Raw genomic sequence first — 15,146 nt, forward strand, 5'->3', positions numbered from 1 at the left:
GGTCTTGCAGGCCAAACTACCTGGATGCCTTGCTCGATTCCTGTGGGAGTGAGCCTGCTCGCGATTCAGGCGCCGCGGTGCCTCAGGCAAACCGCGTTATCGTTCATCGCGAGCAGGCTCACTCCTACAGGGTTATCCACAAGCTCTTAGAAATCCTTGCACAACCGCAGCGCGTCGTAGATCGCCGCGTGGGTGTTGCGTTGCGCCACGCAGTCGCCGATGCGGAACAGCAAGTAGCCGTCGCCCGCCTGGCTCAGCGAAGGTTGCGGCTTGATCGCGAACAGGGCCTCGATGTCCATCTGGCCTTTGTTGCGCGAGCCTTCCTTCAGGGCGTAGTAGATTTCTTCGTCCGGACGCACGCCGTTTTCGACGACGACCTGGTCCACCACCCGCTCCTCTTTGGCGCCGGTGTATTCGTTTTCCAGCACCGCCACCAGCTTGTCGCCTTCGCGGTAGACCTTCTCCAGCATCATGTCGCCGGTCATGATCACTTCTTTCGGGTACATGCTGCGGTAGTACGTCGGGAACGAGGTCCCGCCAATCGCCACGCCCGGCTTGATGTCGTCAGTGACGATCTCGACCTGGCTGCCCTTGTCGGCGAGGAAGTCGGCGGCGGACATCCCGGTAAACTCGCAAATCGTGTCGTAGACCAGCACGTTCTTGCCCGGCGCAACCTTGCCGTCGAGGATGTCCCAGCTGCTGACCACCAGGCCTTCAGCCGCGCCCCAGTGTTCGTTCTGCTCCAGGAACGGATGGCCGCCGACGGCCAGCACCACGACGTCCGGACGCAGGTCGAGAATGGTCGCCGCATCCGCCGCCACGCCCAGGCGCAGGTCGACTTTCAAACGCGCCAGCTCCAGTTGGAACCAGCGAGTGATCCCAGCGATCTGGTCCCGCTGCGGCGCTTTCGAAGCCGTAGTGATTTGCCCGCCGATGAATTCTTTTTTCTCGAACAGGGTCACGTCGTGGCCGCGTTCGGCCGACACGCGAGCCGCTTCCATCCCCGCAGGACCGGCACCGACCACCACGACTTTGCGTTTCACACCGGTCGATTTCTCGATGATGTGCGGCACGCCCATGTATTCACGGGACGTCGCGGCGTTCTGGATGCACAGCACGTCCAGGCCTTGATACTGACGGTCGATGCAGTAGTTGGCACCGACGCATTGTTTGATCTGGTCGACCTGGCCCATTTTGATCTTGGCGATCAGGTGCGGGTCGGCGATGTGGGCGCGGGTCATGCCGACCATGTCGACGTAGCCGCCTTCCAGAATACGGGTCGCCTGGTTCGGGTCCTTAATGTTCTGCGCGTGCAGAACCGGGGCCTTCACCACTTCCTTGATACCGGCGGCCAGGTGCAGGAACGGCTCCGGTGGATAACTCATGTTGGGGATAACGTTGGCCAGGGTGTTGTGGGTGTCGCAACCCGAGCCGACCACGCCGATGAAGTCGATCATGCCGGTGTCGTCGTAGTACTTGGCGATCTGTTTCATGTCCTCGTGGGACAAGCCATCCGGGTGGAATTCATCACCGCACAGACGGATCCCGACGCAGAAATCCGGGCCGACTACAGCCCGCACAGCCTTCAATACTTCGAGGCCGAAACGCATGCGATTTTCGAAGCTGCCGCCCCATTCGTCGGTACGCTTGTTGACGCGCGGGCTCCAGAACTGGTCGATCATGTGCTGGTGCACGGCCGACAGTTCGATACCGTCCAGGCCACCGGCCTTGGCGCGGCCCGCTGCAGTGGCGTAGTTACCGATCACCCGCCAGATTTCTTCCGGCTCGATGGTTTTGCAGGTCGCACGGTGTACCGGCTCGCGGATGCCCGACGGCGACAGCAGGGTTGGCCAATGCTCGCCATCCCAACGCGAGCGTCGGCCCATGTGGGTAATCTGGATCATGATCTTGGCGCCATGCTTGTGCATGGCATCGGCCAGGTTCTGGAAGTGCGGAATGATCCGGTCGTCAGCCAGGTTGACCGACTTCCACCAGCCTTGCGGGCTGTCGATGGCCACGCTGGAGGAACCGCCGCAAATCGCCAGGCCGATCCCGCCCTTGGCTTTCTCTTCGTAATACTTGACGTACCGGTCGGTGGTCATGCCGCCGTCGGTGGCATAGACCTCGGCGTGCGCGGTGCTGAGCACGCGGTTACGGATGGTCAGTTTGCCGATCTGGATCGGCTGGAACATTGCTTCGAAAGCCATGGCGGGTTCCTCGACTTACAACGGCTTGACGGTGAACAAACCGTCGTCGTGGCCTTCTTCGGAGCCACCGTAGACTTGTTCGGCAACGGTGCGGATGTTGCTGCCGCGGGCTTGCAGAATCTGATCCATGGCACCGGCAAACCAGCCAGTGAACATGTAGTCGACCTTACGCCCGACCTTGCCGTAGACGTAGACGAATGCCGAGTGTTCGAGCTTGACGCTGGCGGTGCCTTTGTCGAGGTCGATGTCCTGGATCTTGAACAGACCCCAGCCGCGCTGCGACAGGCGCTTCATGTAGTGCTCGAACACCGCGACGCCTTCCAGGCCGTGGCATTCAGCTTCTTTTTCACACCAGTGCCAGGCGGATTTGTAGCCGGCTTTGTAGAGGATTTCGGCGTAGGCGTCGGCGCCCAGCACTTCCTCGATGCCCATGTGGTTGTTGACGAAGAAATGGCGCGGCACGTACAGCATTGGCAGGGCGTCGGAGGTCCAGACACCGGTTTCGCTGTCGACTTCGATAGGCAATTGCGGGGCGATCTTGGCCATGGAAACTTAACTCCAGAAAAATTTTGGTGTTGCCCCCGGCGCGGACGGCCGGGGGAAAGGATTCAGAGGGGCTGTGGCTTACTCGCCCCAGACGTCCTTGAGGACGTTGACCCAGTTCTCACCCATGATCTTGCGGACCACGCGCTCGGAATGGCCGCGCTTGAGCAGCGTCTCGGTCAGGTTCGGGAACTCGCCGACGGTGCGGATGCCCAGCGGGTTGATGATCTTGCCGAAGCTGGTCAGGCGGCGGGCGTAACCCTTGTCGTGGGTCAGGTATTCGAAGAAGTCCTGGCCATGGCCCTGGGTGAAGTCAGTGCCAATACCGATGGCGTCTTCGCCGACGATGTTCATGGTGTATTCAATGGCTTCGGCGTAGTCGTCGATGGTCGAATCGATGCCCTTGGCGAGGAACGGCGCAAACATGGTCACGCCGACGAAACCGCCGTGGTCGGCAATGAACTTCAGTTCTTCATCGGATTTGTTGCGCGGGTGAATTTTCAGACCCGACGGCAGGCAATGGGAGTAGCAGACCGGCTTCTTCGATTCGAGGATGACTTCTTCGGACGTCTTGGAACCGACGTGGGACAGGTCGCACATGACGCCCACACGGTTCATCTCGGCGACGATTTCACGACCGAAGCCCGACAGGCCGCCATCGCGCTCGTAGCAACCGGTACCGACCAGGTTCTGGGTGTTGTAGCACATCTGCACAATACCGACGCCCAGCTGCTTGAACACCTCGACATAGCCGATCTGGTCTTCGAAGGCATGGGCATTCTGGAAGCCGAAGAGGATGCCGGTCTTGCCCTGCTCCTTGGCTTTGCGGATGTCGGCGGTGGTGCGCACCGGAATCACCAGGTCGCTGTTCTCGCGGATCAGCTTCTGGCTGGCGGCGATGTTGTTGACGGTGGCCTGGAAGCCCTCCCACACCGACACGGTGCAGTTGGCCGCGGTCAGACCGCCCTTGCGCATGTCTTCAAACAGCTCGCGGTTCCACTTGGCAATAATCAGCCCGTCGATAACGATGCTGTCGGCGTGCAATTCGGCTGGGCTCATCAGGCTGTCCCCTATTAGCGATTCATGCGCCGAATCGTGTGCCGGCGCTTTGGGGCCAGCATATGCCTGAGGGGCGGGGCAGCCGGGTGCAAAAACGACAGAGGGTTTGCCGAAAGCGTCAATACACGACAAAGGGTCTCGTCAGGGGCTGTTTGCCAACCTGTTCTTTCCCCGGAACTTGGGCCAGAATTCGCCGCATCACTGGATAGGCATTGAAAAAGGGGCTGCGGCGCAATGAGAACGATCTTCCTGGCTTTGGCACTGATAGCGACCGGCGTACAGGCCGCTGAAGAGTCCGACACCAACCCGTGCGATGCCGTCGAAAACGACGTCCAGACCCTCGAATGCTCGGTCTACAGCAGAACCACCGCCGAAGACCTGCTGAAAGACAACTACCAGGGCCTGACCGAGCGCATGCAAACCGCCTACGGCAAGAACCCGGCGCAACTGACCGACATCACCGCCAAGCTCAAGGCCGCCCAACAGCAGTGGCTGAAGACCCGGGACGCGGATTGCGCGGTGGAAGCGTTTCCGGCGACGAGCGGTAGCAAGGCGTTCACCATTGCGCAGAATGATTGCATCGCGCGGATGAGTGACGAACGGTCGGAGTTTTTGGAGTCGATTGGGCAGGAGTAAACACAAAAGGATGACAAACAAGATGATCCCTCACGAAGTTGTCAGCCGCATTGTCGATGGTGAGCTACCTGTACGCGCCTGGCGTGAGCACTTGAACCTTACGCAGGATGAAGTGGCCAAACGCATGGGCATCTCGCAACCGGCCTTCGCCCAGCAAGACCGTCGCCAAGCCTCGCAAGGCCACCCGCGAAAGAATCGCTGCGGCTTTTGGCATCAACGCGAATCAGCTTGAGCTGTAAGCTGCACGCCATCAGCCAGTTAAGGAATTCAAATGAAAATCTGCGGCATCGAAATCAAAGGCAGCGAGGCAATTATCGCCGTGGCCACCCTCGACGATCAGACCTTGAGCCACGTCGCCCTCGCGACCAAGAAAATCGCCCTCGACGATGACGACGAAGCCGCCAACGTCAAAGTCTTTGCCGCTCAGGTCGCGTCGTTTGTGCGTGAGAATTCCATCGACCGGATTGCAATCAAGAAGCGCAGCAAGAAGGGTGAGTTTGCTGGCGGGCCGACCACGTTCAAGATCGAAGGGGTTTTCCAGCTGCTGGAGAATTGCGAGGTGACGCTGCTGTCGCCACAGACCATTAATGCGCAGAACAAGAAGTTCGACTTTGAACTGCCGGCCACGCTGAACAAGTATCAGCATGAGGCTTATAAAGCGGCGTGCTCGGCGTTGATGAAGAAGTAACGCTATTGCTGCCAACACGGAGAAACTGTGGGAGCCGGGCTTGCCCGCGATTGCGGTGTGTCAGTCAACATCAATGTTGAAAGTGCCGGCCTCATCGCGGGCAAGCCCGCTCCCACAGGGTTCTCTGTTGTTCATGCTTTTGCGGTACGCCGATCCTCTCGTGGACACCTTGCAAACTTTGCCCGATAGCTGCGGGTGAAATACGACGGCGATTCAAACCCGCACGCGATACTCACTTCCAGCACGCTCATGTCTGTCTGCCGCAATAGTTGTTGCGCCTTCTCCAGCCGCAGGCGCAGGTAGAAATTGCTCGGCGTGTCGTTCAGGTGCAAGCGGAACAATCGTTCGAGCTGGCGTCGTGTCACCTTGATCGATTCCGCCAGCGCCAGCGTGCTCAAGGGCGGTTCGCTGTGCTGCTCCATCTCGCCGATCACCTGCACCAGTTTTTTGTTGCTGATGCCATACCGGCTGGCGACTTCCATGCGCTGGTGGTCTTTGCGCGGGCGGATGCGGCCGAGCACGAATTGTTCACTGACCTTGATCGCCAGTTCCGGGCCGTGGGCCTGGCCGATGAGGTCGAGCATCAGGTCGATGGACGCCGTGCCGCCGGCTGAGGTGATGCGCCGACGGTCGATTTCGAACAGCTCCTGGGTGACGCTGAGCTGTGGATAAGACTCCTTGAACGCGTCAATGGCTTCCCAGTGCAAGGTCAGGCGATGGCCATCGAGCAGGCCCGCTTCGGCGAGGACAAAGCTGCCGGTGTCGATGGCGCCGAGGGTCACGCCTTCGTTGTCCAGCCGACGCAACCAGTGCTCCAGCGCCGGGGTGGCGAATTTCAGTGGTTCGAAGCCGGCGACCACCAACAAGGTTGCACCTTTCTTCAGCGGCTCCAGCGCCGCATCGGCGTTGACCGACATGCCGTTACTGGCCAAGACCGCGCCACCGTCAGCGCTCAGCACATGCCAGCGATACAATTCGCCGCGAAAGCGATTGGCGACCCGCAACGGCTCGATGGCCGAGATAAAACCGATGGCCGAGAAACCCGGCATCAACAAGAAGTAGAAATCCTGGGACATGGGGCGCACTCGATAGGCGGGTAACGTGAGGCCGGGTAGCGTGTGGACGTTGATACGCCACTTGCAACAGGCTTTCAAGAGGTCAGGTCGCTGCAGTGCAAGAGCTGGTCGCCGTAGTGCGCTTTCACCGGGGCTTAGCTGCGTAACTTGGGCATCACCGGCGCACGAAGACGCCCGGACCCACAATAACGACCTGCCGAGGACCCCACCATGAAACGACTGATCAGCAGCTGTGTTCTTGCACTCAGCGGTACCGCTTTCTTGAGCGCCAGTGTCATGGCGGCCGACGCTGCCTCGTGCCAAAACGTGCGCATGGGCGTAGTGAACTGGACCGACGTCATCGCTACCAGTGCCATGACCCAGGTCCTGCTCGACGGCCTCGGCTACAACACCAAACAAACCAGCGCCTCCCAGCAAATCATCTTCGCCGGGATCCGCGACCAGCGCCTGGACCTGTTCCTGGGTTACTGGAACCCGCTGATGACGCAGACCATCACGCCGTTCGTCGATGGCAAGCAAGTCAAAGTACTTGAAGCTCCCAGCCTCAAAGATGCCCGCGCCACCCTCGCTGTACCGACTTACCTCGCCGACAAGGGCTTGAAAACCTTTGCCGACATCGCCAAGTTCGAAAAAGAACTGGGCGGCAAGATTTACGGCATCGAGCCAGGTTCAGGCGCTAACACTCAGATCAAAGCAATGATCGCCAAGAATCAGTTCGGCCTCGGCAAGTTCCAACTGGTCGAATCCAGCGAGGCCGGCATGCTCGCGGCAGTGGATCGCGCCGTGCGACGCAACGAGGCGGTGGTGTTCTTCGGCTGGGCGCCGCATCCGATGAACGTCAACGTCAAGATGACGTACCTCACCGGCAGTGAAGACGCCCTCGGCCCGAACGAAGGCATGGCGACCGTGTGGACTGTCACCTCACCGAACTACGCGCAGCAGTGCCCGAACATTGGCCGCCTGCTGAGCAACCTGACCTTCACCGCCGAAGACGAGAGCCGGATGATGCAGCCGCTGCTCGATCACAAGGACGCTTTCGAATCGGCCAAGCAATGGCTGAACGATCACCCGCAAGACAAGCAACGCTGGCTCGAAGGCGTCACCACCTTCGATGGCAAACCAGCCGCTGAAAACCTGAAACTGACCAGCAAATAAACCCTGATCGAACCACCGATTCGCAGCCCGACCGGGCTGCGAACGGGACCATCACGCCTGCAAGGAACTATCAAATGAACCACGACGTCATCATCACCTGCGCACTCACCGGTGCTGGCGACACGACCAGCAAGAGCCCACACGTGCCGGTCACCCCGAAACAAATCGCCGCCGCCGCAGTAGAAGCGGCAAAAGCAGGCGCCACGGTCGTCCACTGCCACGTTCGCAACCCCGAAACCGGCAAATTCAGCCGTGACGTGGCGCTGTACCGCGAAGTGATGGAGCGCATCCGCGAGGCGGACGTCGACATCATCGTCAACCTGACTGCCGGCATGGGCGGCGACCTGGAAATCGGCGCGGGCGAGAACCCGATGGAGTTCGGCCCTAACACGGATCTGGTCGGCCCGTTGACCCGTCTGGCCCACGTCGAAGAACTGCTTCCGGAAATCTGCACCCTCGATTGTGGCACCCTGAACTTCGGCGACGGCGACACCATTTACGTGTCCACGCCGGCGCAACTCCGTGCCGGCGCGAAGCGAATTCAAGAGCTGGGCGTGAAAGCCGAGCTGGAAATTTTCGACACCGGTCACCTGTGGTTCGCCAAACAGCTGATCAAGGAAGGCCTGCTCGACGACCCGCTGTTCCAACTGTGCCTGGGCATTCCGTGGGGCGCCCCGGCCGACACCACCACCATGAAAGCCATGGTCGATAACTTGCCGGCCAACGCGGTGTGGGCGGGCTTCGGCATCGGGCGCATGCAGATGCCGATGGCGGCGCAAGCGGTGCTGCTCGGCGGCAACGTGCGGGTCGGTCTCGAAGACAATATCTGGCTGGACAAGGGCGTGCTGGCGACCAACGGCCAACTGGTGGAACGCGCCTCGGAAATCCTCAGCCGCCTCGGCGCCCGCGTTCTGACGCCGGCGGAAGGCCGGGCCAAAATGGGCCTGACAAAGCGCGGTTAAACCACACATAACCCTGTAGGGGCGAGGCTTACCCGCGAAGGCGGATTTCCTGCCGTGAGAGATCCGTCGGATGTACCGGCCTCTTCGCGGGCAAGCCTCGCCCCTACAGGGATCACCGAATTCCTTCAGGAAGTTGCCATGACCTTCATTACCGAAATCAAAACCTTCGCAGCATTGGGCAGCGGTGTAATCGGCAGCGGCTGGGTCTCCCGCGCCCTCGCCCACGGCCTCGACGTGGTGGCCTGGGACCCGGCGCCGGGTGCCGAAGCGGCCCTGCGCAAACGCGTCGCCAATGCCTGGGGCGCGCTGGAGAAACAAGGCCTGGCGCCCGGCGCATCGCAGGATCGGCTGCGCTTTGTCGCGACGATTGAAGAGTGCGTTCGCGATGCGGATTTCATTCAGGAAAGTGCCCCTGAACGTCTGGATCTGAAACTGGAACTGCACAGCAAAATCAGCGCCGCGGCCAAGCCCGACGCATTGATCGGTTCCAGCACCTCGGGCCTGTTGCCGAGCGAGTTCTACGAGAGCTCGACCCACCCGGAACGCTGCGTGGTCGGGCACCCGTTCAACCCGGTTTACCTGCTGCCCTTGGTCGAAGTGGTCGGCGGCAAGAACACCGCTCCGGAAGCCGTGCAGGCGGCAATGAAAGTCTACGAATCCTTGGGCATGCGTCCACTGCATGTGCGCAAGGAAGTGCCGGGATTCATCGCCGACCGTTTGCTCGAAGCGCTGTGGCGTGAGGCGCTGCACTTGGTCAACGACGGCGTGGCGACCACCGGTGAAATCGACGATGCCATTCGCTTTGGCGCGGGGCTGCGCTGGTCGTTCATGGGGACTTTCCTGACGTACACCCTGGCGGGTGGCGATGCCGGTATGCGCCACTTCATGGCGCAGTTCGGACCGGCGTTGCAGTTGCCGTGGACGTACCTGCCAGCGCCGGAGCTGACCGACAAGTTGATCGATGATGTGGTCGATGGCACCAGTGATCAGCTCGGCAAACACAGCATCTCGGCGCTGGAGCGCTATCGTGATGATTGCTTGCTGGCGGTGCTGGAGGCGGTGAAGACCACCAAAGAGAAGCATGGGATGGCCTTCAGCGAGTAATCGACTAGCAGGACCGGCCCCATCGCCAGCAGGCTGGCTCCCACAGGGAATGCATTCCAATGTGGGAGCCAGCCTGCTGGCGAAAGCGGCATTCCAGACACTATCCATGTTGGAAAAGACATCATGCCCACCCTCACCACCTACCAAACAAAAATCATCCCCGACTGGGTCGACTACAACGGCCACCTGCGCGATGCGTTCTACCTGCTGATTTTCAGCTACGCCACCGACGCCTTGATGGACCGCCTCGGGATGGACAGCAACAACCGCGAAGCCAGCGGCAACTCGTTGTTCACCCTCGAACTGCACCTCAATTACCTACACGAAGTGAAGCTCGACGCCGACGTCGAGGTGCGCACCCAGATCATCGGCCACGACAGCAAACGCCTGCACCTCTACCACAGCCTGCACTTGATCGGTGGCGACAAGGAACTGGCGGGCAACGAGCAAATGCTGCTGCACGTCGACCTCGCCGGGCCGCGATCCACGCCGTTCAGCGAAGACACGTTGAACAAACTGCAAGCCATCGTCGCCGAGCAAGCCGACCTGCCCGCTCCCGCCTACATCGGCCGCGTGATTGCCCTGCCCCCAGCGAAATAGCCACCACCGCATAAGGAGATCGCCATGAACACCGCCGCCGCTTTTGCCGACTTCCGTACTTATCCGTTGATTAGCGCGCTGACATGCGTGCAGACCCTGGCGGATCGTGTTCTGGTGAAGTGGGCCGACGACCGCGTCAGTCCCTTTCATCACAGCTGGTTGCGGGACAACTGCCCGTGCCCGCACTGCGTCTACACCGTGACCCGTGAACAAGTGCTGGAAATCGTCGACGTCCCGGAAACCCTGGTGCCGGCCGAGACCCGCGTCGATGCTGACGGTTGCCTCTACGTCCAGTGGCAGGACGGGCACCTCAGCCGCTTTGATCCAGGCTGGTTGCGCGCCCACGCCTATGACGACGAGTCCCGCGCGGAACGTCGTGCCGGCAAACCCAAAGCCCGGCTCTGGAACAGTGATTTGCAGCTGCCGGTGTTCGAATACCAGGCGCTGATGAACGACGCCGACGCCTTGCTGCAATGGCTGCTGGCCGTGCGCGATATCGGCTTGACCCAGGTTCGCGGCGTGCCCACCGAACCCGGCTCGTTGAAGCTGATCGCCCAGCGGATTTCCTTCATCCGCGAGAGCAATTTCGGCGTGCTGTTCAACGTGCAATCCAAGGCCGATGCCGATAGCAACGCCTATACCGCTTTCAACCTGCCGCTGCACAGCGACTTGCCGACCCGGGAGTTGCAACCGGGGCTGCAGTTTCTGCATTGCCTGGTCAATGATGCCGACGGTGGCGAGAGTATTTTCGTCGACGGTTTTGCCATCGCCGAGGCCTTGCGCCAGGAAGATCCCGAGGCGTTCCAGGCCTTGTGTGAAATCCCCGTGGAGTTCCGCAACAAGGACCGCCACAGCGACTACCGTTGCCTGGCACCGATCATCGCCCTGGATGCGTTTGGGCAGGTGTCGGAAATCCGCATGGCGAACTTCCTGCGCGGCCCGTTCGATGCCTCGGTGGAACAGATGCCCAGGCTGTATCGCGCTTATCGGCGCTTTATTGCCATGACCCGCGAGGCACGGTTTCGCCTGATGACGCGGCTCAACCCCGGCGAGCTGTGGTGCTTCGACAACCGACGCACCCTCCACGCCCGCAACGCGTTTGACCCCGCCTCCGGCGCCCGGCATTTCCAGGGTTGCTATGTCGACCGTGATGAATTGTTGTCGCGGATCCTCGTTCTACAGCGCTGAACCGAGTCATCGTTCTTCGCGAGCAGGCTCGCTCCCACAGTGGAATGCAATCCCATGTGGGAGCGAGCCTGCTCGCGAAGGCGTCAGCCCAGACAACCCATTTCCCCCGGATTCACAGGCAAAAAAAACCCCGATCAAGCCGTGACAGGATCGGAGCTGAGGAGGGTACTGTTGAGGAGCCGTTGCGCGAGGGTGACCAAACCTTCGTGAAGCCAGCTGACGCCAGTGTGCCCACTCGCATCGATCGCAAGTTAGCCGAAAACGACCTGTTCATAGGTATTGCGGCCATTGCGACAAATCGTCCTTGCCGCCACCCCGCACCCCTACGAGAATCGAGCCACGACACCGTTCCCTGAAGAAGGATTGCGTCATGATGTACGCCGATTTGATTGACCAGGAAGACCTGTTGGGCCAGCTCAAGGCGTTAGGATTTGCAGTGCCCCCTGGTGCAACTGCTGAGCAGGCCTGCGAATGCGCGGTACGGGGTTTGAACAACGAACGGGCAATGGAACTGCGGACCATGGTCAAGCAGATGTACACCAGCAGCGCGACCATCCTGCCCGCCGTGCGCCAGGCTATCGACAAGCAACTGCTGCCAGCGTTGGCGGAGTATCAGCAGAGCCGTAGCGCCTGATAAACCGCCTTCGCGGGCAAGCCCGCTCCCACAGGTTATTCGTGATCCCTGTGGGAGCGGGCGTGCCCGCGATGAAGGCGCCTCGGTTTAAAGCCTTACGCTGGCAAACGTCGACTCATTGCGCGCCTGACTCAGCGCCGACAACGGCCCGGACAACGGCGACAGCACCAGCGCCTGTGGCAACGGCATCATGGCGACCTGCTGGGTCGTGTTGGAACCCACACGCTCGTCGCGCGGCGGAATGCCGAAGTATTCGCGGTAGCACTTGGAGAAGTGCGGCGTGGACACGAAGCCGCACACCGACGCCACTTCGATGATCGACATCGGCGTTTGCTTGAGCAGCTGCCGAGCGCGGATCAAGCGCAGTTTCAGGTAGTAACGCGACGGCGAGCAGTGCAGGTATTTCTGGAACAGTCGCTCGAGCTGACGACGGGACACGGCGACATACACCGCCAGTTCATCGAGGTCGATCGGCTCCTCCAGGTTGGCTTCCATCAGCGCGACGATTTCCTGCAACTTCGGCTGATTGGTGCCGAGCATGTGCTTGAGCGGCACGCGCTGGTGATCCTGCTCGTTGCGGATGCGTTCGTAGACAAACATTTCCGAAATCGCGGCGGACAGTTCACGTCCATGATCGCGGCTGATCAGGTGCAACATCATGTCCAGCGGCGCAGTGCCGCCGGAGCTGGTGAAACGGTTACGGTCGAGGGTAAACAGGCGAGTACTCATGGCCACACGCGGGAAAGCTTCCTGCATTGCGGCCAGGCATTCCCAGTGCACGCTGCAATCGAAGCCGTCCAGCAGGCCGGCGCACGCCAGGGCCCAACTGCCGGTGCAGACCGCACCGAGACGGCGCGACTGACGGGCCTGGCTTTGCAGCCATGAGACGTGCTCGCGGGTAACGGTGCGCTGGATGCCGATACCGCCGCAGACGATCACGGTGTCCAGGGGCGGTGCTTTGTGCATGGAGCAGTCGGGCGTGATCTGCAAGCCGTCACTGGCCCAGACCTGACCGCCATCGACGGTCAGTGTGGACCAGCGATACAGCTCGCGACCGGACAATTGGTTGGCCATGCGCAGGGGTTCTACGGCGGAGGCCAGAGAAATAAGCGTGAAATTGTCCAGCAGCAAAAAGCCGATGGATTGAGGCGCACGGTTCTGGGGTTGGGCCCCTGAGTTGAACGTCGTCATCGCGGTATCTCCTCACACAAAGCGGGTGATGGCCTCAGGCGGAGGCTCTTGTTATTGCCATCGTTCTCGCGTGGGAGACGGGCTTTGTTATGACAGAGCAATTGCCATGCCTAAAATTGAATGGCCGTTCAATAACTCCTGAAAACGACGTCGCGATGTGTCTGGATATGACACGCAGGAAGGGTGGAATATAAGTGCCATCAATGGCCGCAATCGCTCTGCCCCGTTGGGTTTGAGCAATTCGGTAGCACTTGTGGGAATAGGCCTGCGGCGACCTGCTGGAGAGTGTCACCGCAAGCACAGGTGATGGACGGTCAGGGTCCGTTTTGAACGTTGTCCGTTTGGATGCCGCTTATCTCTAAGCGACGCGCCAAAACGTGGCGCGTTTTGAATCGGGTGTTCACTTAGCGCGCAGTTTTGACTGGTCTGGCTCTATCGCCAGCAGGCTGGCTCCCACAGGTTGTGTGGTCGACACACATCCACTGTGGGAGCCAGCCTGCTGGCGATAGGGTCGATGCGGTCTCAGCACTCAACCGCGCTTACAGCCAACCCACCCCTCGATGTCTCTTTGTATTTGTCATGCATGTCGGCACCGGTGTCACGCATGGTGCGGATCACCCGGTCCAGCGAGATAAAGTGCTGGCCATCACCGCGCAACGCCATCTGCGCCGCGTTGATCGCTTTCACCGCAGCAATCGCATTGCGTTCGATGCACGGCACTTGCACCAGCCCGCCCACCGGGTCGCAGGTCAAGCCGAGGTTGTGTTCCAGGCCGATTTCCGCGGCGTTGCACAGCTGCTCCGGTGTAGCGCCAAGAATCTCCGCCAGTCCGGCGGCGGCCATGGCGCAGGCCGAACCGACTTCACCCTGGCAACCGACTTCCGCGCCGGAGATCGAAGCGTTCTTCTTGCACAGAATCCCCACCGCCGCCGCACTCAGGAAATAGTCGACCACGTTGGCGTCAGTCACTGCTTCACTGAACTTCATAAAGTAGTGCAAGACCGCCGGAATGATCCCCGCCGCGCCGTTGGTAGGTGCCGTGACCATGCGCCCGCCCGCAGCGTTTTCCTCGTTGACCGCCAGGGCGAACAGGTTGACCCATTCCATGGCGCTCAGCGTCGAGCCGATCACGTTCGGTTTGCCCAATTCCTGCAGGCTGCGATGCAGCTTGGCCGCACGTCTACGCACATTCAGCCCGCCGGGCAGGATGCCTTCGTGCTTGAGGCCCTGATCGACGCAATCCTGCATCGCCCGCCAGAGTTTCATCAGGCCGGCGCGGATTTCCTCTTCGCTGCGCCAGACCTTCTCGTTGGCCATCATCAATTCGGCCACGCGCAGGTTGTGCGTCTGGCACAGGCTGAGCAGTTCGACAGCGCTGGAAAAGTCGTACGGCAACACGGTGCGATCCAGATCCACCACACCACTGGAGGCCTGCGCCTCATCCACGACAAAACCGCCACCGATGGAATAGTAGGTGTCGCGATGCAGTTCGCCGTCATCACCTTCGACAATCAGGGTCATGGCGTTGGGGTGGAACGGCAGGTTTTCGTCGATCAGGCGCATGTCCCGGGCCCAGATAAACGGCACCGACAGTCGACCATCGAGCAACAACGTGTGGGTTTCGCGAAGGGTTTCGATGCGGATGCCGATTTGCGACGGGTCGATCGCGTCCGGCCACTCGCTCATCAGGCCCATGATCACGGCGTTATCGCTGCCGTGACCGATGCCGGTGGCCGACAGCGAACCGTAAAGCTGAACTTCGACGCGCCGCACTTGTTCCAAAAGACCCTGCTCACGCAAACCTTGCACGAACAGCGCCGCGGCCCGCATAGGCCCCACGGTGTGCGAACTGGAAGGGCCGATGCCGATTTTGAACAGGTCGAAAACGCTGATAGCCATTACTGCCGAACTCCTGGATGTGCCAACTCCGGACGCAAAAGCGCCCAGTGACGGAGCTGCTACGCTCAAGCTGCAATCCGCCGGTATGGCTGCATCATCAGGCTTTTACCGTGTCGTTCGACGTCTCACACCGACGCACTCTTGTCCACGAACGCCGCGCGCGTTCCACGCTGCGTTTTCGCCGTTTTTTTGCGGTTCAGCGGG

14 protein-coding genes and 1 pseudogene are annotated in these 15,146 nt (G+C 60.7%); 9 read left to right on the forward strand and 6 right to left on the reverse strand.

Going from position 1 to position 15,146, the window contains the following annotated elements; genetic code table 11:
* Positions 1-146 precede the first annotated feature (146 nt).
* From dgcA to ACA057_RS29150, 3 genes are all read right to left on the reverse strand, one after another.
* Positions 147-2,207 (reverse strand): dimethylglycine demethylation protein DgcA, encoded by a 2,061-nt coding sequence (gene dgcA / locus ACA057_RS29140; protein WP_497344302.1) that lies wholly within the window; start codon positions 2,205-2,207, stop codon positions 147-149.
* 15 nt (positions 2,208-2,222) lie between these two features.
* Complete coding sequence (locus tag ACA057_RS29145; RefSeq protein WP_003194877.1) at positions 2,223-2,753, reverse strand: DUF5943 domain-containing protein; 531 nt, start codon at positions 2,751-2,753, stop codon at positions 2,223-2,225.
* A gap of 78 nt (positions 2,754-2,831) precedes the next feature.
* The gene (locus ACA057_RS29150; RefSeq protein ID WP_008033250.1) at positions 2,832-3,809 is read right to left on the reverse strand and encodes a dipeptidase; all 978 of its coding nucleotides are present in this window, start codon (positions 3,807-3,809) and stop codon (positions 2,832-2,834) included.
* A gap of 234 nt (positions 3,810-4,043) precedes the next feature.
* Between ACA057_RS29150 and ACA057_RS29155 the strand changes: the two genes are divergently transcribed.
* The 3 genes and pseudogenes from ACA057_RS29155 (at position 4,044) to ACA057_RS29165 (ending at position 5,133) form a co-directional block, all read left to right on the forward strand.
* Positions 4,044-4,445, forward strand: a complete 402-nt coding sequence (locus tag ACA057_RS29155) for a lysozyme inhibitor LprI family protein (RefSeq protein ID WP_497344305.1) — start codon at positions 4,044-4,046, stop codon at positions 4,443-4,445.
* A 22-nt stretch (positions 4,446-4,467) separates the two neighbouring features.
* Positions 4,468-4,684, forward strand: a pseudogene (locus tag ACA057_RS29160) (helix-turn-helix domain-containing protein); the annotation flags it as partial.
* 32 nt (positions 4,685-4,716) lie between these two features.
* Positions 4,717-5,133, forward strand: a complete 417-nt coding sequence (locus ACA057_RS29165) for a DUF3010 family protein (protein ID WP_497344307.1) — start codon at positions 4,717-4,719, stop codon at positions 5,131-5,133.
* Positions 5,134-5,264: 131 nt separating this feature from the next.
* On the opposite strand, the gene ACA057_RS29170 is transcribed toward ACA057_RS29165, so the two are convergent.
* Entirely contained in the window at positions 5,265-6,209 is a 945-nt protein-coding gene (locus tag ACA057_RS29170) for a GlxA family transcriptional regulator (RefSeq protein WP_497344309.1), read from the reverse strand.
* A 210-nt stretch (positions 6,210-6,419) separates the two neighbouring features.
* Between ACA057_RS29170 and choX the strand changes: the two genes are divergently transcribed.
* The 6 genes from choX (at position 6,420) to ACA057_RS29200 (ending at position 11,852) form a co-directional block, all read left to right on the forward strand.
* Positions 6,420-7,364: a choline ABC transporter substrate-binding protein gene (gene choX, locus ACA057_RS29175; RefSeq protein ID WP_497344311.1), complete on the forward strand. Its 945-nt coding sequence runs from the start codon at positions 6,420-6,422 to the stop codon at positions 7,362-7,364.
* Positions 7,365-7,438: 74 nt separating this feature from the next.
* Entirely contained in the window at positions 7,439-8,326 is an 888-nt protein-coding gene (gene cdhC / locus ACA057_RS29180; RefSeq protein WP_017341199.1) for a 3-dehydrocarnitine:acetyl-CoA trimethylamine transferase CdhC, read from the forward strand.
* A gap of 138 nt (positions 8,327-8,464) precedes the next feature.
* Complete coding sequence (locus ACA057_RS29185) at positions 8,465-9,430, forward strand: L-carnitine dehydrogenase (RefSeq protein ID WP_461952881.1); 966 nt, start codon at positions 8,465-8,467, stop codon at positions 9,428-9,430.
* Positions 9,431-9,553: 123 nt separating this feature from the next.
* Positions 9,554-10,030 (forward strand): thioesterase family protein, encoded by a 477-nt coding sequence (locus ACA057_RS29190; RefSeq protein ID WP_497344314.1) that lies wholly within the window; start codon positions 9,554-9,556, stop codon positions 10,028-10,030.
* A 24-nt stretch (positions 10,031-10,054) separates the two neighbouring features.
* Positions 10,055-11,218 (forward strand): gamma-butyrobetaine dioxygenase, encoded by a 1,164-nt coding sequence (locus tag ACA057_RS29195; RefSeq protein ID WP_497344316.1) that lies wholly within the window; start codon positions 10,055-10,057, stop codon positions 11,216-11,218.
* A 370-nt stretch (positions 11,219-11,588) separates the two neighbouring features.
* Complete coding sequence (locus ACA057_RS29200; RefSeq protein ID WP_401354025.1) at positions 11,589-11,852, forward strand: hypothetical protein; 264 nt, start codon at positions 11,589-11,591, stop codon at positions 11,850-11,852.
* An 87-nt stretch (positions 11,853-11,939) separates the two neighbouring features.
* Here ACA057_RS29200 and gbdR read toward each other — a convergent pair whose 3' ends face one another.
* Both gbdR and ACA057_RS29210 read right to left on the reverse strand, forming a co-directional pair.
* Positions 11,940-13,043, reverse strand: a complete 1,104-nt coding sequence (gbdR, locus tag ACA057_RS29205) for a choline metabolism transcriptional regulator GbdR (protein ID WP_059407471.1) — start codon at positions 13,041-13,043, stop codon at positions 11,940-11,942.
* 522 nt (positions 13,044-13,565) lie between these two features.
* On the reverse strand, positions 13,566-14,942 hold the full coding sequence (locus tag ACA057_RS29210) for an L-serine ammonia-lyase (protein WP_497344319.1): 1,377 nt from the start codon (positions 14,940-14,942) through the stop codon (positions 13,566-13,568).
* Between the last annotated feature and the right edge of the window lie 204 nt (positions 14,943-15,146).

This window comes from Pseudomonas sp. LBUM1661 (assembly GCF_059695925.1).

What these genes read in the sequence shown, in the direction of transcription:
- dgcA (WP_497344302.1), bottom strand. Translation starts at nt 2,207, where the DNA reads ATGGCTTTCGAAGCAATGTTCCAGCCGATCCAGATCGGCAAACTGACC.
- ACA057_RS29145 (WP_003194877.1), bottom strand. Translation starts at nt 2,753, where the DNA reads ATGGCCAAGATCGCCCCGCAATTGCCTATCGAAGTCGACAGCGAAACC.
- ACA057_RS29150 (WP_008033250.1), bottom strand. Translation starts at nt 3,809, where the DNA reads ATGAGCCCAGCCGAATTGCACGCCGACAGCATCGTTATCGACGGGCTG.
- ACA057_RS29155 (WP_497344305.1), top strand. Translation starts at nt 4,044, where the DNA reads ATGAGAACGATCTTCCTGGCTTTGGCACTGATAGCGACCGGCGTACAG.
- ACA057_RS29165 (WP_497344307.1), top strand. Translation starts at nt 4,717, where the DNA reads ATGAAAATCTGCGGCATCGAAATCAAAGGCAGCGAGGCAATTATCGCC.
- ACA057_RS29170 (WP_497344309.1), bottom strand. Translation starts at nt 6,209, where the DNA reads ATGTCCCAGGATTTCTACTTCTTGTTGATGCCGGGTTTCTCGGCCATC.
- choX (WP_497344311.1), top strand. Translation starts at nt 6,420, where the DNA reads ATGAAACGACTGATCAGCAGCTGTGTTCTTGCACTCAGCGGTACCGCT.
- cdhC (WP_017341199.1), top strand. Translation starts at nt 7,439, where the DNA reads ATGAACCACGACGTCATCATCACCTGCGCACTCACCGGTGCTGGCGAC.
- ACA057_RS29185 (WP_461952881.1), top strand. Translation starts at nt 8,465, where the DNA reads ATGACCTTCATTACCGAAATCAAAACCTTCGCAGCATTGGGCAGCGGT.
- ACA057_RS29190 (WP_497344314.1), top strand. Translation starts at nt 9,554, where the DNA reads ATGCCCACCCTCACCACCTACCAAACAAAAATCATCCCCGACTGGGTC.
- ACA057_RS29195 (WP_497344316.1), top strand. Translation starts at nt 10,055, where the DNA reads ATGAACACCGCCGCCGCTTTTGCCGACTTCCGTACTTATCCGTTGATT.
- ACA057_RS29200 (WP_401354025.1), top strand. Translation starts at nt 11,589, where the DNA reads ATGATGTACGCCGATTTGATTGACCAGGAAGACCTGTTGGGCCAGCTC.
- gbdR (WP_059407471.1), bottom strand. Translation starts at nt 13,043, where the DNA reads ATGACGACGTTCAACTCAGGGGCCCAACCCCAGAACCGTGCGCCTCAA.
- ACA057_RS29210 (WP_497344319.1), bottom strand. Translation starts at nt 14,942, where the DNA reads ATGGCTATCAGCGTTTTCGACCTGTTCAAAATCGGCATCGGCCCTTCC.